Genomic DNA, 18,594 nt, shown 5'->3' on the forward strand with positions numbered 1-18,594 from the left:
CGTCCAGAGGGGATTGAACCGCCACTCGCGCCGCTCACCCCGGTGGCTGACCCGGGCGAGCAGGATCTCGATCTGGGAGATCATCACCTCCTCGAAGGAGCGCCCGCGGCGGAAGCTCACCTTCAGCGCCGCGTAGATCGCCAGCATGTCGAGGCCGAAGAAGCCGGCCACCGGCCAGAACCCCATCCGCCAGGCCCAGACCGAGACGGTGAGCGAGACCGCGCAGCAGCCGGTCATCACCACCCGAAAGCCGCGCCGGCTGAGGGATTGATGCGGCCGGATGGTCGCTTCGAAGACAGGCCGGTCGATCGTGTCCGGATCGAGCCCGTACGGGTGGACGGAAGGATTGCCGCTCGCCATGCGATCCATATAACGCGCCCATGCCCGCCAGAAAGACTCCCCCTCCCGTGACGGATCGCGCCGGTCGCGGTGCGACGGCGCGGGCGACAGCGCGATCCGGATCCGCGTCGAAGAGCGCCACCTCGGCGCGCCTCGGTGCCCCGATCACGCCGGCCCTGTCGGCCGCCGTGGAGACCGTCCCGGAGGCCGTGGATCCCGCGACGCTGACGGAGATCTTCCGCCGCTTCCACGCGGCCGAGCCGGAGCCGAAGGGCGAGCTCCACTACGTCAACCCCTTCACGCTCCTCGTGGCCGTTGTGCTCTCGGCCCAGGCGACCGACCGCGGCGTCAACCTCGCCACCGGCCCGCTCTTCGCCGTCGCCGACACTCCGGAGAAGATGCTGGTGCTCGGCGAGGACCGGGTCCGCGACTTCGTCCGGACGATCGGGCTGTTCAACACCAAGGCGAAGAACGTCGTGGCGCTCTCGCGCATCCTCGTTGAGGAGCACGGCGGCGCGGTGCCGGCGAGCCTGGACGCGCTCCAGGTGCTGCCCGGGGTCGGTGCCAAGACTGCGAGCGTCGTGCTGAACATCGCCTTCGGAGTTCCGCGGATCGCCGTCGACACCCACATCTTCCGGGTCTCGAACCGGATCCCGCTGTTCGTCGGCGCGACCACCGACAAGGTCCAGGCCGGGCTCGAGGCGATCGTGCCGGAACCCTACCGCCTGCATGCCCATCACTGGCTGATCCTGCACGGTCGCTACACCTGCAAGGCGCGCAAGCCGGAATGCCCGCGCTGCCTCATCGCCGACCTCTGCCGCTACCCGTCCAAGACGGCGGCGTGACGGGTGGATCCGCTGAGGCGGACGGGCCGGCGCGGCCGTTCCGGCCACGTCCGGACCGGCCGGTGCAATCCCGCCCCGCGGGCTAACGCGTTGTGCTGGAAGCCCGGTTCGGCTAGTTTGGCCACCGGTCGCCGGGGCCCTCGGGCAGAGGCCGTCCGGCGACTCGACCTCGCGTCCGGTCGCCGCGCCGCGGATTCCTCCCCATCGTCGCGCATCAGGAGCCTCGGCCCATGGACTTCCTCAAACCACGGTACACGCCTATGAACCGCCGCCGTCGCATCTACGAGGGCAAGGCGAAGGTCCTCTACGAGGGGCCGGAGCCCGGCACGCTCATCCAGCACTTCAAGGACGACGCGACGGCCTTCAACGCGAAGAAGCACGAGGTCATCGACGGCAAGGGCGTGCTGAACAACCGGATCTCCGAGTTCGTCTTCCAGCACCTCAACGATATCGGCGTGCCGACGCACTTCATCCGCCGGCTGAACATGCGTGAGCAGCTGATCCGCGAGGTCGAGATCATCCCGCTCGAGGTCGTCGTGCGCAACGTCGCGGCCGGGTCGCTGGCCACGCGGCTGGGCCTGGAGGAAGGCACCCAGCTGCCGCGCTCGATCATCGAGTTCTACTACAAGAACGATGCGCTGAACGACCCGATGGTGTCGGAGGAGCACATCACCGCCTTCGGCTGGGCGACGCCGCAGGAGATCGACGACATCATGGCGCTGGCGATCCGCGTCAACGACTTCCTGTCGGGCCTCTTCCTCGGCGTCGGCATCCGCCTCGTCGACTTCAAGATGGAGACCGGCCGCCTCTGGGAAGGCGACATGATGCGCATCGTGGTCGCCGACGAGATCTCCCCCGATTCCTGCCGCCTGTGGGACATCAAGTCCTCCGACAAGCTCGACAAGGACCGGTTCCGCAAGGATCTCGGCGGCCTGATCGAGGCCTATACCGAGGTCGCCAAGCGGCTCGGCATCATGTCGGAGAACGAGAAGGTCCAGGGCGGCGGCCCGCGCCTGGTCCAGTAGGCGCGCTCAGGCGGGCGGGCGGCGCAGGGGCGCCGGCCCGGCCTCCGGAAAGCCCGGCTGCAGGCGGGCATGGGTCGAGAGGTCCGGGTCGAAGCCCGGATGATAATGGGGGTCCTGCACCAGCAGCGGCCCCCATCGCGTTTTCAGCGCCGCGATCTCGCGGGCGTGGCGGGCACGGGCCTCCGGGGTCCAGCGGCGGCTCGCCGCCTCGCGGTGATGCAGGACCGCCTCGGGGACCAGCAGCGTGCGAAAGCCGGCCGCGTTGAGGCGCAGGCACAGATCAACGTCGTTGAAATCGACGGCGAAGACCGCCTCGTCGAAGCCGCCGACCGCCCGGAACTTGTCCGCCGCGACGACCAGGCAGGCGGCCGTCACTGCCGAGACCGCGTGCGTGACGCGCAACGCCGCGAGATAGCCGGGGGCGTCGCCCGGGAAGTGGCGGTGGCCATGGGTGACGAGGCCGCCGGTGCCGAGCACGATGCCGCCATGCTGGATCCGGCCTTCGCCGTCGAGGAGCTTGGCGCCAACGGCCCCTACATCCGGGCGCAGCGCTTCCCGGGCCATGAGCGTGAGCCAGTCGGACCGGAACGCCTCGACGTCGTTGTTGACGAACACAAGCAGGTCGCCGCGGGCGCGGGCCGCAGCGGCGTTGTTCATGGCTGCGAAGTTGAACGGCCCGGGACAGGGCACGACGTGCCCCAGCCCCTCGTCCTCCAAGGAGCATAGATAGGCCAGGGTCTCGGGCTCACGGCTGTCGTTGTCACAGACCAGGATCTCGAGACGGGGCCAGTCGGTGCAGCGCCGCAGGCTGTCGAGACAGGGGCGGAGCAGGTCGAGGCGGTCGCGGGTCGGGACGATGACGCTGGCGAGCGGTCGCGGATCGGGAAGCGGGCTCAGCACCTGCACCAGCCCGTCCGCCCCGAATGCGATGCGGGTTTCGGCGCGGCCGGTCCGGTCGAGATGACCGCGCCCCACCGCGTCATGGGGATTCTGTGCCCCCTCCCCTACCGTGCGCCGGACCGAGAGGACCTCCGGAAGGTGACCGACCGCGCTGGAGCCGAACCGCTCCGCGATGCGGAACGCCGCCTCGGCGGGACTGACAGGTTCGGCCCCCGGATCGAGGGCAGTGCTCCGATAGGCAAGGACGGGTCCGAGATAGTCGAAGGCCACCAGCCGGTCGTCGTCGAAGACCGGCGGCAGCAGCGGCAGGACCGGCCCGCCGGGCCGATCCTGGATAAGCGCGTCGCCGTAGATGGCTTGAACGTCCGGATGGGCGGCGAACGCAGCTTCGATACGGTCGGGGGCACCGGCGACGAGCTGGCCGTCGCCGATCAGGCGGAAGGTGGGGCTCAGGTCCTCGGATGCGGGCAGAAAGCGGTTCAGGAGGCGCGGCGAGAGCGCAAGCCGGTGATCGATCCCGACGAGCGATGCGAGACTCTGACGGGCGCGCAAACGCTTGCCCGTCAACCGGGCTGCGGCGATCGCGGCGGCGGCCCGCGGCCGGCTCAGAAGGATGCGCAGCGCGGCGGCGAGCCGGCGCCAGGATCGGCGGGGAGATCCAAGACACAGATTGCCGCCGGAGCTCGGGCGCTCCGGCCTCATTCCAGATCCTCGCCGAAGGTCGTGAGCGACAGGGCGGGATGGTAGAACGGATCGTGGCGGATCACGGCGCGCCAGCGCTCGGAGAACCGGGCCGCCTCCTCCTCGAAGCGCACGCGCTTCGCGCCGACGGAGGGTCCGCGGCTGACCGATTCGAGATGGGCGAGGGTCGCATCCGGCGTCCAGACCGTCTTCCAGCCGGCGGCGCCGAGGCGCAGGCAGAAATCGACGTCGTTGAAGTCGACCGGGAAGGCCTCGGCGTCGAAGCCGTTCACCGCCAGGTACTTTTCCCGCGCGACGGCGAGGCAGGCGGCCGTCACGGCGGACACCTCGTGGGCGACGCGCAGGCGCCCGAGATGGCCCGGCGTGTCGCCTGGACGGCGGCGCAGGATGTGACCGGCGCGGCCGCCGAGGCCGACGACGACGCCGGCATGCTGCAGGGTGCCGTCGCCGTAGAGGAGCTTCGCGCCCACGGCGCCGACCTCGGGCCGGCAGGCCAGCCGGACCATCGCCTCCAGCCAGCCGGGCTCGAGCACCGCGACGTCGTTGTTGAGCAGCACGATCACCGCGCCCGAGGCCTCGGCGACGCCGGCATTGACCATGGCGGCGAAGTTGAAGGGCTGCGGATCGATGCGGATGCGCACGCGCAGATCGGGGCGCAGGGTCTCGTAATGGGCCAGCACGGCGGGATCGGTCGAGCCGTTGTCGACGATGATCAGCTCCAGGGACGGATAGGCCGTCTCGTGCAGGACGCCGCGGCAGACCCGCGTGATCAGGTCGAGACCGTCGCGCGAGGGGATCACGACGCTGACCTTCGGTGCCGGATCCGGCAGGGGCCAGTCCAGGCGGACGGCGCCGTCGCGGAAAGCGGCACGAATGGGTGAGCCCTGGCTTTTCAGGCGAGCCCCGAGCGCCTCCGCCCGGGCGGCCGGATCGAGGAGGTCATTCACGGTGCGGGCGAGGACACGTGGGACATGCGCCGCGCGCGCCGACGTCGCGGCAAGATCGATGGCCAGGGCGAACTGCGCCATCGGACCAACCGGCCCCGGCCCCGATGCGACGAGAAACGCGCGTGACAGGAGAAGAGGCCGCCCTGAATAGCCCGTCGCCAGGGCGAGATCCGGGCTCCAATCCGGCTTCAGCTGCGGTGTCCCGTCGAGGCCGATGGCGTCGCCGTAGGCGAGATCCGCTTGAGGCAGAGCCTGCGCCAGCAGCGCCAGGGCATCGGGGGCCGGAATGTCGCCCGGCCGCAGTAGGCACAGGGCCTCGGCGCCAGCGATCAGGTCGTCCGCGGACGTGCCCGCGTCCCAGCTTCGATGGAGGGCTCGCGGATCCGGCGTTTCGGGAGCGTCCCCATCCCAGGCGACGCAGAGAGCCTGCACGGGGTGCGTCTGCGCGAGAAGCGCGTCGAGCGTGGCGGATAAGGCCACCGTCTCGCCGGGCCGCGCCAGGACGAGGCAGCGGATCCGCAAGCCGCTGACGGGGAGTCGCGCCGGCCGCGCCCGTGCCGCGAGCCAGGACGGAAACTGTGCCATCGACGTCACCGCGCAGGCACCGCGCAGCGTGTCGCGATAGCGGCGCTTAGATCCCCGCGCACGCTCGTAGAGGGCACCGACGAAGCGCCAAGGCCGGCGCAAGAGACATTGGGCGAGGACCCCGATCTCGCGCCGCGATCCGACCCGTTCCAGAACGAAGTCGGGTGCCGCGCAGAGGCGGATCTCCGTCGCATCCGACGGGATCAGGCCGAGCCAATGGGCGATGCCGGACGACGCCCCCGGGAGGACGAAGTCCTGCGGGACGTTCTCGGGGCCGCGCAGAACTCGGAGGATCGGGCGAGGCTGTGCCGGCGCGGGATCGCCGCCGTAGCTCAGCACGATCCAGCCGGTGGTGCCGTCCGGCAGGACAATGCGGCGATCGAAGACCGGATCGTCGGTCGGCTCCAGGCGGAACTGCGTCTCGCGGCCGAGCCAGAGCCGGCCGCGGACGGCCGGCGTTCTCAGAGTCGCGGGTGGGAGAAGGGGATCGCCGAGGCGCGCCGCGGCGTCACTGGGCAGCGTCGCCTCCGCCATCGGGGGCTGCAGCGACCGCGGGCTTGCGCCGCCGCGGCTTCGCGGCGGCCTTTCCGCCACCGCCCTTCGCGGTGCCGACGCCCACCGCGATGTCGTAATCCGCCGTCAGGGCGACCGGGACCAGGAGCTCGTCGGCGACGATGGTGGCGAAGCCCTGGGCCTCGCCGGGTCCGACGGTCACGCTGGCGCGCTCGACGCGGCTCGTCACGACCTTGCCTTCGTGGCGGATCTGGAACGTCACCGGCACGTCGAAGCGGCCGGGTGCGCCCGCCGGGCCGAGCAGCACGTTCACCTCCACCCCGGCTTTCACGGTGATCGAGCCATCCTGGCGCCGCGTGCATTCGCGGGCGAGGCGGCCGAGAGAGAACTGTGTGCGCACCGCCTCGCCCGCCAGGGTTCGGGAGGCCGCGCCGCCCTCGGCGACCTCGACGGGCGGGCAATAGGCCGGATCAAGGCTCTCAGCCTGTGACGGCGGCACCGTGGTGCCGCCGAACTTGAACAGGTTGGAGAAGACGTTCCCCTCCTCGGCCCTGGCCGGGACAGCGACCAGCACAGAGGCCAGCAGAAGGCTGCCGAAGCCGAGTGGGGCGGCCGAGCGGGAGATCAACGCGTTCCGCGGCGTCTTCGCTGAAAGCTTCAGAGAGATGTGCCGATATCCCAACATCGCGCGCCTCCCGACCGGCATCGTCATTTCAGGCTGTCGAACCCGGCCGCGAAACCTTTCATCGAGAGCGGGATGCCGACGCCTTCTTCGGGCGTCTGGAACACGATGAAGGTGGCCTGCGAACCGTTCTTGAACTGGCGGATCAACCCGTCGTCCATCACGACCTCGGCGACGCAGCCGGTGGTCAGGCAGCGGACGAACCCAGCCCGGCCAATATCGGTCTGGTCGATCTTCAGGCCGAGGCCCGAGGGCAGCAGGACGCCGAGCGGCGCGACCACGCGCAGGAGATAGCCGCGGTTGTCCGCCGTCTTCAGCACGATCACCACGAGGGTCAGGTTCGGGCGATCCTCGGCAGCCAGATACTGCACCAGGGCGCATTGCTCGGCCTTGGCGCCGGCCGGAGTCTCGCAGCGCAGCTGCCAGTCCTCGAAAGTCTTGCGCACCATGCCCTGGGCGGCCGCGGGCCCCGCCGGCGCAAGCGCTGCCGCGACGAGGGCGAGGAAGACCGGCAGCGCGACGCGCCGGGCAGCGCGCCGGAAACGAACGAGCCTCGCGTGAAGCGGCACCGACGAACCCTTCGGAACGCTCCGGCCGAGGACCGGCGGGAGCCGTACAATCGGGCGTGTTCCGACCATGGCCGGACCCGCGCTGTCAAGCGATGCGGGCGCGGTGTTGCGCCTCGACGCTATCCGGGCGGGCAGTCCCGGCCTAGATAAATCCCCGTCAGTCCTCCAGCGCCGGATCCTAAACCCGTGATGCGCCTGCTCGCCCTCTCGGCCGCCTGCCTGATGGCCACCCTCGCGCAGGCCGGGGCCCAGTCCCTGCCGGTCGACGAGACCACCTATGTCGAGCGCTCGCTCAACCGCAGCGACACGCTGGTGGTCGAGCATCCGCCGGTCGCGGCGAACCCGTACGGCCGCCGCAACGGCCAGGCGGCGATCGCCGGCTTCTGCCGGGACGGCGGCGTGATCCGCCGGCGCGACGCGTTCGGCAACCCGGTGATCATCCGCCAGCGCGAGGTCTGCGACAGCGTCGCCCCGCGCACGCTCATGCCCGGCGAAGTCGATCCGCGGCCAGTATGGCCGGCCGACGTCGTGGTCCGCCAGCGCGTGCTGCGCGCCAAAGGCTGACGACGGGCTGACGCTATCCTGATGCCGGCCCGTCCGGCCGCTCAGCCGTAACGGTGCAGGCTGCTGCCGTTGCGCTTGAGCCAGGCTTCGGCGGCCTCCACGTTCGGGCAGAGGTCGCCCAGGAGCGCCCAGAACCGCGGCGAATGGTTCATCTCGCGCAGGTGCGCCATCTCGTGGGCGACGAGGTAGTCGAGCACCATCGGCGGTGCCAGGATCAGGCGCCAGGAGAAGTTCAGCTCGCCGCGCGCCGTGCAGGACCCCCAGCGGCTGCGAGTATCGCGCAGGGTCATGCGGGTCGGCCGCTGGCCGAGACGCGGTGCGTAGCGCTCGATCGCCTCCGCGAGGTCGCGCCGCGCTTCCCGGGTGAGGAAATCCCGGACCCGGCGCGCCACATGGGCCGGGTCGCAGGAGACCGAGATCACCGACGCGTCGTTCTCGCGCACGACGCGCACCGCGCCGCTGCGGGTGTCGCGCAGGCAGATGCGGTGCGCCTCGCCGCGCAGGGGCACCTCGGCCCCCGGCTCGAAGAGCACGCGCGCGGGCACGCGCGCGAGCCGCGCGGCGATCCAGCCCGCATGGCTCGCGGCGAAACGCTGCGCGGTGTTCACGGCGGTCCGGCTGGGCAGGGTGATCACCACCTCGCCGGTGGCGGCCGAGACCCGGAGAGTGATGCGGCGCGCGGTCGGGCGCCGACGGAGCGCGATGTGAAGGCTCGCCCCCTCGTGCTCAACCTCGAGGTGTTCCGGATCGGGGCGACGCAGCAGCGCGAGGGGCATGCTCGACTTTTATCCAGGCGGGGACCGCGGCTCCAGATCCCGAACCGAGGAATTCACGCGGCGGAGCGGTGCAGGCGGGGAACGAGCGCTCGTCCGGCGACGTCCCGTCGCGTCAGCCCGCCAGCGCCCGGGTCCACACCTCGGTCTCGGGCAGCACGAGCAGGGCCGCGGCCGCGAGGGCGATGCCGTAGGGAATGCCGGTCTTGGCATCGTGCAGATGCAGGGCGAACGGCATGCGGGCGATCCGGCCGGGCAGCGGATGCGACCGCGCGAACAGGATGCCCAGGGTCAGGGCTCCCCCAAAGACCGAGGCGACGAGGAGATAGTCGCCGAGACCGTCGAAGCCGAGCCACAGGGCAGTGGCAGCCGCCAGCTTGGCATCGCCGCCGCCGATGATTCCGAAGGCGAAGAGCGTGAAGGTCGCCACGAGCACGGCCGCGCCGGCGCCGAGATGGAAGCCGATCTCGGTCCAGCTCATCGGCCCCGTCAGGGCCAGGACCGCGAAACCGGCGACGAGGGCGAGCGAGATGCGGTTCGGGATCAGCATCGTGAGCAGGTCGCTCGCCGCAGCATAGGCCATCAGGAACGGGAACAGCACCAGCAATCCGAAGCCGGCGAGGCCGAGACCCGGGATCCCTGAAACCGCCACGGAACTTGCCATGCCTGCGCCGACCATCGCGGGACCAACCTTGACGTTGCTTGCTGCGGAGGATCGATCCAACGGGGCCGGGCCCAGCCTGCCCCCGCGCACTCAGACCTGGACCAACGGCCGCGCCGGCCGGTCGAGACATCCCCGTCTGTCCATTGACAGCCAGGGAGTCTCAGACCTGCCGCAGATCGTGGCCGTCGAGGTCGCGATCAGTTCATGTTCGTGGAGATCTGGTTGAACTTGTTGCCGAGGTTATTACCCAGCGTCTTCAGCGCGGCGATGATGACGACCGCGATCAGGGCGGCGATCATGCCGTACTCGATGGCGGTGGCGCCGGACTCGTCCGAAGCGAAGCGCGAGAACAGGGTCTTCATGAGGAGAGATCCTTCGATCAACACAGTGCGACTAAATGCTTGCGCGATGACCGATGAAGAGTTTTCAGGTCTCGATCGGCGGCCTGCACAGACTGCCAATTACGCCTTGAAAATCGGTTAAATCGATTGCGCATGGGTCGATAAGGCCGGCCGAGTGTGAGCTTGGTGAAGGTTGGGTTTCCCTGATGTCTCGCGCGCCGGACTTCCGGTCTTGCTTAGCGCTTCCTTCACCGGTGCCCCGTAGTGTCGCGCGATGAGGCGGCGTCTCGGACTCCGCCGGCCCTTTCCCGAGGACTTTCGATGCGCCGCACTCTGTCGCATGCGGGCCGAACCGGCCTCATTCTCTGCCTGATGGCGGGAGCCGCCGCGGCCGCCGGCCAGCCCGATCCGCTGCCGGTGGTGACCATCCTGGTGGACAATGCCAAGGTCATCCGCCTGCCCGAGAAGACGTCGACGGTCATCGTCGGCAACCCGATCATCGCGGAAGTCACGCCGCAGAAGAACGGCGTCCTCGTGCTGACCGGCAAGAGCTTCGGGTCGACGAACCTGATCGCCCTCGACAATGCCGGGGCGATGATCGCCGAGACGACGATCCGGGTCGAGGCGTCGCGGGATTCGACGATCACGGTCCAGCGCGGGCTTGAGCGGGAATCCCTGTCCTGCACGCCGAATTGCCAGCCCTCGGTTCAGCTCGGCGATTCCGCCAACTTCTTCGGGGCGACCAGCGGCCAGGCCGATGCCCGCCGCAAGCTCGCGACGAGCGGCGGCGGGGCGGTACCGGCCGCCGATCACTGACAGGCCCGGATTTCGACCGCGACACCGAGCTCGTCCTGAGGCAGGATCACCGGGTCTTCTTGTGACCCGTCCTGGTCCCGACGGCCGTGGCGGCAGAGATATGTCGGGGCCGATGACTGCCATCTCACGCAATCCGCCGCCGCCCTCCGTCGATCCCGCGCTGCTCGCGGCCTTCGACGGCGTTCCGACCGCGACCATCAGCGATTGCCTCGACCGGATGCCGGTCCTCGCGGGCCTGCGCGCCTTCCACGGACGCGCGCGGCTCGCCGGCACAGCCTTTACGGTGCGCGTCCGGGCGGGCGACAACCTCGCCATCCATCAGGCGCTGGAGGAGGTCCGTCGCGGCGATGTGATCGTGGTCGACGGCGGCGGCGACACGAGCCGGGCGCTCGTGGGCGACATCATGAAGGCGATCGCCGAGAGCCGCGGTGTGGCCGGCTTCGTGGTCGACGGCGCCGTGCGCGACACCGAATCCTTCGCCGACGGCGCTTTCCCCTGCTACGCACGGGCCGCCACCCCGCGCGGCCCGTTCAAGACCGGACCCGGCGCGCTCAACGTACCCGTCTGCGTCGGTGGCTGGACCGTCAATCCGGGCGACGTGGTGATCGGCGACGCGGACGGCGTCGTGACCTTCCCGCCCGCCCTCGTGCCGACGCTGCGCGAAGCCGTGCGCGCCCAGGCCGCCCGCGAGGCGGAGGTCCTCGCGCAGATCCGGGCCGGACGGTACGACGGGCGCTACGCCCGGGTCGCGAAGGATTGAGATCCGGTGGGCTCGCACCCGGTGAGCCGCTGCCACAGCGCCTCGGCGGCGACGGTCCGGCTCTCGGGCGCGCGGAACAGTCGGATCTCGACCGGCACGTCCAGGCTGTCGGGCCCGGCCCTGACGAGATGGCCCTGCTCCAGGGCGGCCTCGGCGAGCGTCAGCGGCAGCCACGCGACGCCGTAGCCCTCGCGGGCCATGGTCATGAGCGTCGCCGCGAGGTGCGAGGTGAAGACCGCCTCCCGGTCGCCCGCGATGCCGGTTGCCGCCAGGATACGGCCGAGACCCGAGGCGCTTCCGTAGGCGAGATGGCGTGCCGGACGGCCCGGCACGGCGAGCGGCCAGAGCGGTGCGCCGCCGTCGGTCGGCGCGCAGAGCGGGACGAGGCTGTCCGCGCCGACGCGGACAGATTCGAACCGTCCGTCGTCGAGGCGGGTCTGGGCGTCGGCGCGATAGTGGCAGAGAAGAAACTGCACCTCGCCGGCCAGCATGATCGCCTCGCAAGCCTCCATGCTGTCCGAGATCAGGTTCAGCGCGCCGAGCGCGTCGAACTGCACGCATCCCCGGATCCAGCCGGGGAAGAAGGTGAAGGATAGGGCGTGCGTGGCGGCGATGGCGAGGCTCGCCCCGGCGCGGTCGCCGGCCGCCCGGGTCTCCCGGCGGGCCCGCTCCAGGCCGCGGACCAGGTTCTCCGCCTCCGGGCGGAACCGGTCACCGGCGCGCGTCAGGACGGCGCCCTGCGCGCCCCGCAGGAACAGGGGCGCCCCGATCCAATCCTCCAGGGCGCGGATCCGCCGGCTGAAGGCCGGCTGCGTCACGTGCCGGGCCTCCGCGGCCCGCGAGAAGGTCCGGTGCTCGGCGAGCGCCAGAAAATCCCTCAGCCAGTCCAGGTCCATGTGGGACTCCCTGGTGGTAGCGCACGGCCGATGCCGGCCGCGCATCGCGCGACCCGGAATCGGCATTGGCCTCCCGGCCGCCACCGGGGTTAGAGCGCGATCACCGCCCCAGCCAGGAGAGAGCCATGCGCATCGTCGACGTCCGCGAGGTCACCAAGCCGATCGCCTCGCCGATCCGCAACGCCTACATCGACTTCTCGAAGATGACCACGAGCCTCGTGGCGGTGGTGACCGACGAGGTCCGGGACGGGCGGCGGGTCGTCGGCTACGGCTTCAACTCCAACGGCCGCTACGGCCAGGGCGGCCTGATCCGCGAGCGTTTCCGCGATCGGATCCTGGAGGCCGATCCGGCGAGCCTCCTCACCGATGCGGGCGACAACCTCGATCCGCACCGGATCTGGGCCGCGATGATGCGCAACGAGAAGCCCGGCGGCCATGGCGAGCGCTCGGTGGCGGTGGGCACCCTCGACATGGCGATCTGGGACGCGGCGGCCAAGATCGCCGGGAAGCCGCTGTTCCGGATGCTCGCGGAGCGGAACGGCGTCGCGGCCAACCCTCGCGTCTTCGTCTATGCAGCGGGCGGCTACTACTATCCCGGCAAGGACGATTCCGCCCTGCGGGCCGAGATGCGCGGCTACCTGGACCGCGGCTACAATGTCGTGAAGATGAAGATCGGCGGCGCGCCGATCGACGAGGACCGGCGCCGGATCGAGGCGGTGCTCGCCGAGATCGAAGGCCGAGGCCGCCTCGCGGTGGACGCCAACGGCCGTTTCGACCTCGAGACCGCCATCGCGTATGCCCGGATGCTCCGGGACTATCCGCTGTTCTGGTACGAGGAGGCGGGCGACCCCCTCGACTACGCGCTCCAGGCGGCGCTCGCGCCCTACTATCCCGGGCCGATGGCCACCGGCGAGAACCTGTTCTCGCACCAGGATGCGCGCAATCTCCTGCGCTACGGAAACATGCGGCCCGACCGCGACTGGCTGCAATTCGACTGCGCCCTGTCATACGGGCTGGTGGAGTATCTGCGCACCCTCGACGTGCTGGCCGAGTTCGGCTGGTCACCGTCCCGCTGCATCCCGCATGGCGGGCACCAGATGTCGCTCAACATCGCGGCCGGCCTCGGACTCGGCGGCAACGAGAGCTATCCGGACCTGTTCCAGCCCTATGGCGGCTTCCCGGACGGAGTCCGCGTCGAGGACGGCCACATCACCATGCCGGAGTTGCCGGGCATCGGCTTCGAGGGCAAGGCGGACCTGATTGCGGTGATGCGCGCCCTGGCTGAGTAGCCCGCCGGCCCGGCGCGGTCTTGCGGAGCGCGGCGCCGCGATGGACGATGGCACCATGGATTCCGGCCCCCTCACCTACGCAATCGGCGACGTCCACGGCTGCGCCGCCCTCCTCGACGCCTTGCTGAAGCGGATCGAGGACCACGCCGGCGGCCGCGCGCACCGGCTGGTCTTTCTCGGGGACTACATCGACCGCGGCCCTGACAGCGCCGCGGTGCTCCGCACCGTCAGCCGCCTGAACTGGGCCGAGCCCGAGCGCGTCGTCTGCCTGATGGGCAACCACGAGCGAATGCTGCTCGACGCCCTGCAGACGCCCCAGGCGGCGGAGCACTGGCTCTACAACGGCGGGGAAGCGACGCTCGCCGCCTTCGGTGCGCGGGAGGTCGGCGATCTGCCGCGCGACACCCTCGACTGGCTCGAGGGCCTGCCGACCCTGCACGAGGACGAAGCGCGCTGGTATGTCCATGCCGGCTTCCGGCCCGGCGGAGAGATCCCGGATCCGGACGATCACAACCGCCTCTGGATCCGCGAGCCGTTCCTGGACGGCGACCACGATTTCGGCCGCCACGTGGTCCACGGTCACTCGCCGCAGCGAAACGGGCGTCCCGAGATCCGCCGGTTTCGAACGAACCTCGACACCGCCGCGGTCTATGGCGGGGCGCTTACCGCGGGGGTTTTTTCCGACACGCAGGGGCCACCGGTGAAATTCCTGCAGGTTCGGGCCGGCTGAGGCGCAACATCCTTGCGGGCGGAGCGAAGCAATCCAGCCGGCGCCGCGCTGATCGATGTCATGCTGCCCTGGATTGTTTCGCTGCGCTCGCAACGACAGCGGCGCTCAGGTCGCGAGCCGGACTGTCAGGCCCCGCGCCGCGCCGGCACGAGCGCGCCCAGGATCCCGACGAGCCAGCCGCCCATCAGCGCGAAGCCGCCGATGGGCGCCGCCATCGGGAAGAGCGGGTGCTGGAGCCACGTGCGCACCGCGAGGTCACCGCAGAACAGGATCAGCCCCAGGATCAGCAGCCCCGCCGCGACGCGGGCGAGACCGGCCCGGGCGAGACTCGCCGCCCCGAAGCCGACGAGCGCCAGGATGGCGGGGGCGTGGAACAGCAGGAACTGCGCCGCCGTCTTCAGCGAATCCGCCCCGGGGATATGCGCGGCGGCCGCGCTCAGCGCGACGCCGAGCAGGCCGGCGAGGCAGGCGAGCGCCGCCAGAGCGCGGTCCAGGCCTGAGAGCCTCACGCGCCGCGCTCCACCAGAAGCTTGGCGATGGCCGCCCGCAGCTCCGGCACGCCGGAATCGTCGCGGCTCGAGGTCAGGATCACCTGCGGATATGCCGCCGGACGCTTGGCGAGCCCCGCCTCGATCCCGGCGATACGGCTCGCGACCTCGCCCTTCTTGAGGGAATCGCCCTTGGTCAGCACGACCTGATAGCTCACCGCGGCCTTGTCGAGGCCGTCGAGCACGTCGGTGTCGATCGACTTGAAGCCGTGCCGGGCGTCGATGAGCATGAACACCCGTGCCAGGCTGGCGCGGCCCTTGAGGTAGGAATGGATCAGCCGGGTCCAGGCCTCGACCTTGGCCTTCTCGACGGCCGCGTAGCCGTAGCCGGGCATGTCGACCAGCGACAGGCGCTCGCCGATCCGGAAGAAGTTGAGCTGCTGCGTCCGACCCGGCGTGTGCGAGGTCCGCGCCAGGGTGTTCCGCCCGGTCAATGCGTTGATCAGGCTCGACTTGCCGACATTCGAGCGGCCCGCGAAGGCGATCTCGACGCCCTCCATGGGCGGTAGGCGGTCAAGGGTCTGGGTGGCCGCGTAGAAATCGGCGGCGCCTGCGAACAGGAGGCGGCCGGCCTCGAGGAGGTCGGCCGCGTCGTCGGTGGTCTCAGTCACGGTGTCTCGCCCGTCAGCTCTTGGTGGCGGCCGCCTTCGTGCCGTTGCCGCGCCGGAACGTGGTCCGCAGGTTGTCCCACAGCTCCACCTTCACGCCGTTGCGGCGCATGATGACGTATTGCTGGATCACCGACAGGGTGTTGTTCCAGGCCCAGTAGATCACGAGGCCGGCCGGGAACGAGCCGAGCATGAAGGTGAACACGATCGGCATGAAGGTGAAGATCTGCGCCTGGACGGGGTCCGGCGGCGCGGGGTTCATCTTCATCTGCACGAACATGGTCACGCCCATGATCAGCGGCCAGACGCCCAGGTGGACGAAGTCGGGCGCCGGGAAGGGCAGCAGGCCGAACAGGTTGACGATGCTCGTCGGATCCGGCGCCGCGAGGTCGTGGATCCAGCCGAAGAACGGCGCGTGGCGCATCTCGATGGTGATGAACAGCACCTTGTAGAGCGCGAAGAAGACCGGGATCTGGATCAGCACCGGCCAGCAGCCGGCGACCGGATTGATCTTCTCCTTCTTGTACAGCTCCATCGTGGCCTGCTGCGCCTTCAGGCGGTCGTCCTTGTAGCGCTCGCGGATGGCGGCCATCTCGGGCTGCACGGCCTTCATCTTGGCCATGGAGACGTAGGACCGGTTCGCGATCGGCAGGAACAGCAGCTTCAGGCAGAAGGTCACCACCAGGATCGAGACGCCGAAATTGCCGAACAGGTGGTAGAAGAAGTCCAGCGCCCGGAACATCGGCTTTGTGATGAAGAAGAACCAGCCCCAGTCGATCATCAGATCGAAGTGCTTGATGCCGAGGTCCTTCTCGTAGTTGTTGATCAGGTTGACTTCCTTGGCGCCCGCGAACAGCCGCTGCGTCGCGGTCGCCGAGGCGCCCGCCGCCAGGTTCACGGCGTCGCCGCGCACGCTCGCCTGGTAGACGTTGGTGGTGCCGTCGGTCCGGTCGGTGAAGGCGCCGGTATAGGGCGTGTCCTGATCGGGGATCGCGGCCGCCGCCCAGTACTTGTCGGTGATGCCCACGAAGCCGCCGTTCACGCCGGTCCAGGCCCGGCCCTTGGTGTTGGCGCCGCCATAGGCGCCCTCCTTGGCGAGCTTGTCGTAGGTGAATTCCTGGAGGCCGTCGTTGCCGAGATAGCCGATCATGCCCTCGTGTAGGACGTAGTAGCCCTGGGTGTGCGGCTTACCCCAGCGGGAGACGAGGCTGTACGGGTAGAGCGTGATCGCTCCCGAACCCTTGTTCTCGACCTCGTCGCGGACCGTGAACATGAACTTGTCGTCGACGGCGAAGATCCGCTTGAACACGAGGCCGGCGCCGTTGTCCCAGGTCAGGGTCACGGGCATGCCGGGCGAGAGCGTCTTGCCGTCGCTGGTCCAGAGCGTGTCGTTGTTGGGCAGCGGCCCGGCATTGGCGCCGACCCAGCCGAACTCGGCGTAGTAGGGCGTCTCGCTGCCGGCCGGCGAGAACAGCACGATCTCGGGGCTCTTGGGATCGACGGTCTCGTGGTAGTTCTTGAGCGACACGTCGTCGACGCGGCCGCCCTTCAGGGCGATCGAGCCGGAGAGCGCCGGGGTCTCGATCCGGATGCGCGGCGAGCGGGCGAGCGCCGCCTCGCGGGAGACCGGGCCTCCCTGCGCGGTCGGCAGGGTGCCGGGCGCGGGTGCGGCCGGGCCGCCCTCCTTCGGCGACGGCGAGGGCACGCCGTCCGGGGTCACGCCCGGGGGCTGCTGCTGTTGCTGCGCGGCCTTGTTCTGCGCCTCGATCAGCCGCTGCTGCTCCATGCGCGGGCCGGCCACGAAGTACTGCCACCCGAGCAGCACCAGCAGCGACAGGCCGATGGCCACGAACATGTTCGTCTTGTCATTGCCCATCAGGGACACCGCCGCACGCGTTCGGAGTGGCATCAGGACCGGCGCCGGCCCCGGGGGACCTGTGCGCGCCGGTGATTCGGGGATCTCTGTCGCACCGCTGCAACGGGCCGATGTCGGCTTCTCCGCGCGGCACGGCCTGCGCGGAGGCGCGGTCCGCATCGCGCGGGAGAGATGCTGTCTGAGGTGTGGTCTTGGACCGCCGGCCGCCAGAGCGATGGGGGGACCGATCGCCGCGGGGCGCCGCCGGGCGGGTCACGACCGGGATCGCGCGCCGCAGGTCCTCGGCCAGGGCCTCGAACGAGGCGTCCAGCGCCGGTCGCCGGGCGATCAGCACGATGTCGGCCGGCAGGCCAGCGAGCTCGCCCGGCAGTTCGGCCGCGACCAGCCCGACGGCCGCGCGCAGGCGGCGCCGGATTCGGTTGCGCTCCGTCGCGTGGCCGACACGCTTCGTGATGGTGAAGCCGAGACGGAGGCCGGGGCAGGCCTCCGGGTTTCGGAGACGCCCCTGCGCGGTCATGCGCTCGGTGTGGAAGCGACGCCCCTCGGCTGCCGCCAGGAAGTCGGGTCGTTTCTTGAGCCGCTCGATCGTCGCCATCGATGGTTCGATCCCGGCCGACACCACTTGCCTCGTGACGCGGGGCCTGACGGCGGCCGCGCCCGCGAGGATCCGGCTTCAGGCCGACAGCTTCTTGCGGCCGTGGGCGCGGCGACGCGCGATCACCTTGCGACCGCCGGCGGTGGCCATGCGCGCACGGAAGCCGTGACGGCGCTTACGGACGAGCTTGCTCGGCTGGTAGGTTCTCTTCATGGCTCAGAGCCTTCAAAGGTCGAGGCGCGCTCGCGGGCGGCTGACGCCGCACCCGACCTTCACGCGTCCTTGGTTGTCTGCAAACACGAAGGGCGCCCATGCGGGGCGCCACGTCGCGAGTGGCGGGCTTATGGCGGATGGACCCCGCGAAGTCAACGTTTCGCCGGTCTCAATGGCCCTCGAACTGCATCAGGGCGCGCACCTCGACGCCCATGTCGCGCAGGCGCTGCGCCCCGCCGATCTCGGGCAAGTCGATGACGAAGCAGGCGGCCACGATCTCGGCCCCGATCTTCTGGAGCAGGTTCACGGCCGCGGTCGCGGTGCCCCCGGTGGCGATCAGGTCGTCGACCAGCAGCACCTTGTCGCCGGGCCTGACCGCGTCGACGTGGATCTCGATCTCGTCGGTGCCGTATTCGAGGGCGTAGGCCATCGACACGGTCGTGTGCGGGAGCTTGCCCTTCTTGCGGATCGGCACGAAGCCGCAGGAGAGTTGGTGGGCGATGGCCCCGCCCAGGATGAAGCCCCGCGCCTCGATGCCAGCCACCTGATGGATCTGTCCGCCGGCGTAAGGGTGCACCAGCGCGTCCACCGCCCGCCGAAAGGCGCGCGGGTCGCTGAGCAGCGTGGTGATGTCGCGGAAGATGATCCCGGGCTTCGGGTAGTCGGGAATCGAGCGGACCGATTCCTTCAGCGCGACGTGGCGGCGGGCTTCCATGCGTTCGGCCTTCCGTGGAGACGAGCGGGCTTAAAGCAGAAGGTTGCGGTGCTGACCAGTTGGTGGCGGCGTGGCGGCCGGCTCAGGCTGCGGGCGGCA

22 protein-coding genes (1 of these 22 running past the window's edge) are annotated in these 18,594 nt (G+C 70.2%); 7 read left to right on the top strand and 15 right to left on the bottom strand.

The features are described from left to right. On the bottom strand, window positions 1-360 hold the 5' portion of the coding sequence (locus tag AC3WSN_RS18700) for a DUF2244 domain-containing protein (protein WP_492539943.1). It extends 162 nt beyond the left edge of the window; 360 of the gene's 522 nt are visible here — the first part of the coding sequence; the start codon lies at window positions 358-360; its stop codon lies beyond the left edge, outside the window. Between the two features lie 20 nt (window positions 361-380). On the opposite strand from AC3WSN_RS18700, the gene nth reads away from it, so the two are divergent. Together nth and purC are read left to right on the top strand one after the other, a co-directional pair. Next, window positions 381-1,184 carry an endonuclease III gene (nth, locus tag AC3WSN_RS18705; RefSeq protein ID WP_492539944.1) on the top strand — a complete coding sequence of 268 codons (804 nt, stop codon included), beginning with the start codon at window positions 381-383 and terminating at the stop codon, window positions 1,182-1,184. Window positions 1,185-1,414: 230 nt separating this feature from the next. Continuing rightward, a complete protein-coding gene (gene purC / locus AC3WSN_RS18710) occupies window positions 1,415-2,209 on the top strand; it encodes a phosphoribosylaminoimidazolesuccinocarboxamide synthase (protein WP_010684691.1) in 795 nt (264 codons plus the stop codon). Between the two features lie 6 nt (window positions 2,210-2,215). Here the strand turns inward: purC and AC3WSN_RS18715 are convergent, their stop codons facing one another. From AC3WSN_RS18715 to AC3WSN_RS18730, 4 genes are all read right to left on the bottom strand, one after another. After that, complete coding sequence (locus AC3WSN_RS18715) at window positions 2,216-3,811, bottom strand: glycosyltransferase family 2 protein (protein ID WP_492539946.1); 1,596 nt, start codon at window positions 3,809-3,811, stop codon at window positions 2,216-2,218. Further along, window positions 3,808-5,877 carry a glycosyltransferase family 2 protein gene (locus AC3WSN_RS18720; protein ID WP_492539948.1) on the bottom strand — a complete coding sequence of 690 codons (2,070 nt, stop codon included), beginning with the start codon at window positions 5,875-5,877 and terminating at the stop codon, window positions 3,808-3,810. The genes AC3WSN_RS18715 and AC3WSN_RS18720 overlap by 4 nt, the downstream gene beginning before the upstream one ends. Further along, window positions 5,852-6,484 carry a hypothetical protein gene (locus AC3WSN_RS18725; protein ID WP_492539950.1) on the bottom strand — a complete coding sequence of 211 codons (633 nt, stop codon included), beginning with the start codon at window positions 6,482-6,484 and terminating at the stop codon, window positions 5,852-5,854. The genes AC3WSN_RS18720 and AC3WSN_RS18725 overlap by 26 nt, the downstream gene beginning before the upstream one ends. Before the next feature lie 80 nt (window positions 6,485-6,564). Further along, on the bottom strand, window positions 6,565-7,107 hold the full coding sequence (locus AC3WSN_RS18730; RefSeq protein WP_238196318.1) for an invasion associated locus B family protein: 543 nt from the start codon (window positions 7,105-7,107) through the stop codon (window positions 6,565-6,567). 189 nt (window positions 7,108-7,296) lie between these two features. On the opposite strand from AC3WSN_RS18730, the gene AC3WSN_RS18735 reads away from it, so the two are divergent. Next, entirely contained in the window at window positions 7,297-7,671 is a 375-nt protein-coding gene (locus tag AC3WSN_RS18735) for a hypothetical protein (protein WP_492543156.1), read from the top strand. 41 nt (window positions 7,672-7,712) lie between these two features. On the opposite strand, the gene AC3WSN_RS18740 is transcribed toward AC3WSN_RS18735, so the two are convergent. The 3 genes from AC3WSN_RS18740 to AC3WSN_RS18750 form a co-directional block, all read right to left on the bottom strand. Then, window positions 7,713-8,447 carry a M48 family metallopeptidase gene (locus AC3WSN_RS18740; RefSeq protein ID WP_192711494.1) on the bottom strand — a complete coding sequence of 245 codons (735 nt, stop codon included), beginning with the start codon at window positions 8,445-8,447 and terminating at the stop codon, window positions 7,713-7,715. Between the two features lie 112 nt (window positions 8,448-8,559). After that, complete coding sequence (locus AC3WSN_RS18745) at window positions 8,560-9,108, bottom strand: A24 family peptidase (protein WP_373323743.1); 549 nt, start codon at window positions 9,106-9,108, stop codon at window positions 8,560-8,562. Window positions 9,109-9,305: 197 nt separating this feature from the next. Further along, window positions 9,306-9,470, bottom strand: a complete 165-nt coding sequence (locus AC3WSN_RS18750) for a Flp family type IVb pilin (protein WP_192711496.1) — start codon at window positions 9,468-9,470, stop codon at window positions 9,306-9,308. A gap of 300 nt (window positions 9,471-9,770) precedes the next feature. Here AC3WSN_RS18750 and AC3WSN_RS18755 point away from each other — a divergent pair, with 300 nt between their 5' ends. Continuing rightward, entirely contained in the window at window positions 9,771-10,265 is a 495-nt protein-coding gene (locus AC3WSN_RS18755; RefSeq protein WP_192711497.1) for a pilus assembly protein N-terminal domain-containing protein, read from the top strand. 112 nt (window positions 10,266-10,377) lie between these two features. Next, complete coding sequence (locus AC3WSN_RS18760) at window positions 10,378-11,025, top strand: RraA family protein (RefSeq protein ID WP_492539953.1); 648 nt, start codon at window positions 10,378-10,380, stop codon at window positions 11,023-11,025. On the opposite strand, the gene AC3WSN_RS18765 is transcribed toward AC3WSN_RS18760, so the two are convergent. Next, window positions 11,001-11,921: a LysR family transcriptional regulator gene (locus tag AC3WSN_RS18765; protein WP_492539955.1), complete on the bottom strand. Its 921-nt coding sequence runs from the start codon at window positions 11,919-11,921 to the stop codon at window positions 11,001-11,003. The two genes, AC3WSN_RS18760 and AC3WSN_RS18765, sit on opposite strands and share 25 nt — an antisense overlap. Before the next feature lie 125 nt (window positions 11,922-12,046). On the opposite strand from AC3WSN_RS18765, the gene AC3WSN_RS18770 reads away from it, so the two are divergent. Next, on the top strand, window positions 12,047-13,210 hold the full coding sequence (locus AC3WSN_RS18770; RefSeq protein ID WP_492539957.1) for a mandelate racemase/muconate lactonizing enzyme family protein: 1,164 nt from the start codon (window positions 12,047-12,049) through the stop codon (window positions 13,208-13,210). Between the two features lie 55 nt (window positions 13,211-13,265). After that, window positions 13,266-13,940 (top strand): metallophosphoesterase family protein, encoded by a 675-nt coding sequence (locus tag AC3WSN_RS18775; RefSeq protein ID WP_492543158.1) that lies wholly within the window; start codon window positions 13,266-13,268, stop codon window positions 13,938-13,940. A 125-nt stretch (window positions 13,941-14,065) separates the two neighbouring features. Here AC3WSN_RS18775 and AC3WSN_RS18780 read toward each other — a convergent pair whose 3' ends face one another. The 6 genes from AC3WSN_RS18780 to AC3WSN_RS18805 all read right to left on the bottom strand — a co-directional run bounded on the left by AC3WSN_RS18780 (window position 14,066) and on the right by AC3WSN_RS18805 (window position 18,495). Further along, entirely contained in the window at window positions 14,066-14,449 is a 384-nt protein-coding gene (locus AC3WSN_RS18780) for a DUF423 domain-containing protein (protein WP_238196313.1), read from the bottom strand. Next, complete coding sequence (gene yihA, locus AC3WSN_RS18785; RefSeq protein ID WP_492539959.1) at window positions 14,446-15,099, bottom strand: ribosome biogenesis GTP-binding protein YihA/YsxC; 654 nt, start codon at window positions 15,097-15,099, stop codon at window positions 14,446-14,448. The genes AC3WSN_RS18780 and yihA overlap by 4 nt, the downstream gene beginning before the upstream one ends. Window positions 15,100-15,112: 13 nt before the next feature. Beyond that, window positions 15,113-16,972 (bottom strand): membrane protein insertase YidC, encoded by a 1,860-nt coding sequence (gene yidC / locus AC3WSN_RS18790; RefSeq protein WP_192711504.1) that lies wholly within the window; start codon window positions 16,970-16,972, stop codon window positions 15,113-15,115. Then, window positions 16,962-17,567 carry a ribonuclease P protein component gene (gene rnpA / locus AC3WSN_RS18795; protein ID WP_492539961.1) on the bottom strand — a complete coding sequence of 202 codons (606 nt, stop codon included), beginning with the start codon at window positions 17,565-17,567 and terminating at the stop codon, window positions 16,962-16,964. The genes yidC and rnpA overlap by 11 nt, the downstream gene beginning before the upstream one ends. 78 nt (window positions 17,568-17,645) lie before the next feature. Continuing rightward, the gene (gene rpmH, locus AC3WSN_RS18800; protein WP_039893469.1) at window positions 17,646-17,780 is read right to left on the bottom strand and encodes a 50S ribosomal protein L34; all 135 of its coding nucleotides are present in this window, start codon (window positions 17,778-17,780) and stop codon (window positions 17,646-17,648) included. A gap of 169 nt (window positions 17,781-17,949) precedes the next feature. Then, window positions 17,950-18,495, bottom strand: a complete 546-nt coding sequence (locus tag AC3WSN_RS18805) for an adenine phosphoribosyltransferase (RefSeq protein WP_210029822.1) — start codon at window positions 18,493-18,495, stop codon at window positions 17,950-17,952. Between the last annotated feature and the right edge of the window lie 99 nt (window positions 18,496-18,594).

The sequence above is a fragment of the Methylobacterium sp. FW102-HT35C08 genome, assembly GCF_058790235.1.

What these genes read in the sequence shown, in the direction of transcription:
- AC3WSN_RS18720 (WP_492539948.1), bottom strand. Translation starts at nt 5,877, where the DNA reads ATGGCGGAGGCGACGCTGCCCAGTGACGCCGCGGCGCGCCTCGGCGAT.
- AC3WSN_RS18755 (WP_192711497.1), top strand. Translation starts at nt 9,771, where the DNA reads ATGCGCCGCACTCTGTCGCATGCGGGCCGAACCGGCCTCATTCTCTGC.
- AC3WSN_RS18735 (WP_492543156.1), top strand. Translation starts at nt 7,297, where the DNA reads ATGCGCCTGCTCGCCCTCTCGGCCGCCTGCCTGATGGCCACCCTCGCG.
- AC3WSN_RS18750 (WP_192711496.1), bottom strand. Translation starts at nt 9,470, where the DNA reads ATGAAGACCCTGTTCTCGCGCTTCGCTTCGGACGAGTCCGGCGCCACC.
- yidC (WP_192711504.1), bottom strand. Translation starts at nt 16,972, where the DNA reads ATGGGCAATGACAAGACGAACATGTTCGTGGCCATCGGCCTGTCGCTG.
- AC3WSN_RS18760 (WP_492539953.1), top strand. Translation starts at nt 10,378, where the DNA reads ATGACTGCCATCTCACGCAATCCGCCGCCGCCCTCCGTCGATCCCGCG.
- AC3WSN_RS18770 (WP_492539957.1), top strand. Translation starts at nt 12,047, where the DNA reads ATGCGCATCGTCGACGTCCGCGAGGTCACCAAGCCGATCGCCTCGCCG.
- rnpA (WP_492539961.1), bottom strand. Translation starts at nt 17,567, where the DNA reads ATGGCGACGATCGAGCGGCTCAAGAAACGACCCGACTTCCTGGCGGCA.
- rpmH (WP_039893469.1), bottom strand. Translation starts at nt 17,780, where the DNA reads ATGAAGAGAACCTACCAGCCGAGCAAGCTCGTCCGTAAGCGCCGTCAC.
- nth (WP_492539944.1), top strand. Translation starts at nt 381, where the DNA reads ATGCCCGCCAGAAAGACTCCCCCTCCCGTGACGGATCGCGCCGGTCGC.
- purC (WP_010684691.1), top strand. Translation starts at nt 1,415, where the DNA reads ATGGACTTCCTCAAACCACGGTACACGCCTATGAACCGCCGCCGTCGC.
- AC3WSN_RS18805 (WP_210029822.1), bottom strand. Translation starts at nt 18,495, where the DNA reads ATGGAAGCCCGCCGCCACGTCGCGCTGAAGGAATCGGTCCGCTCGATT.
- AC3WSN_RS18765 (WP_492539955.1), bottom strand. Translation starts at nt 11,921, where the DNA reads ATGGACCTGGACTGGCTGAGGGATTTTCTGGCGCTCGCCGAGCACCGG.
- AC3WSN_RS18775 (WP_492543158.1), top strand. Translation starts at nt 13,266, where the DNA reads ATGGATTCCGGCCCCCTCACCTACGCAATCGGCGACGTCCACGGCTGC.
- AC3WSN_RS18715 (WP_492539946.1), bottom strand. Translation starts at nt 3,811, where the DNA reads ATGAGGCCGGAGCGCCCGAGCTCCGGCGGCAATCTGTGTCTTGGATCT.
- AC3WSN_RS18745 (WP_373323743.1), bottom strand. Translation starts at nt 9,108, where the DNA reads ATGGCAAGTTCCGTGGCGGTTTCAGGGATCCCGGGTCTCGGCCTCGCC.
- AC3WSN_RS18740 (WP_192711494.1), bottom strand. Translation starts at nt 8,447, where the DNA reads ATGCCCCTCGCGCTGCTGCGTCGCCCCGATCCGGAACACCTCGAGGTT.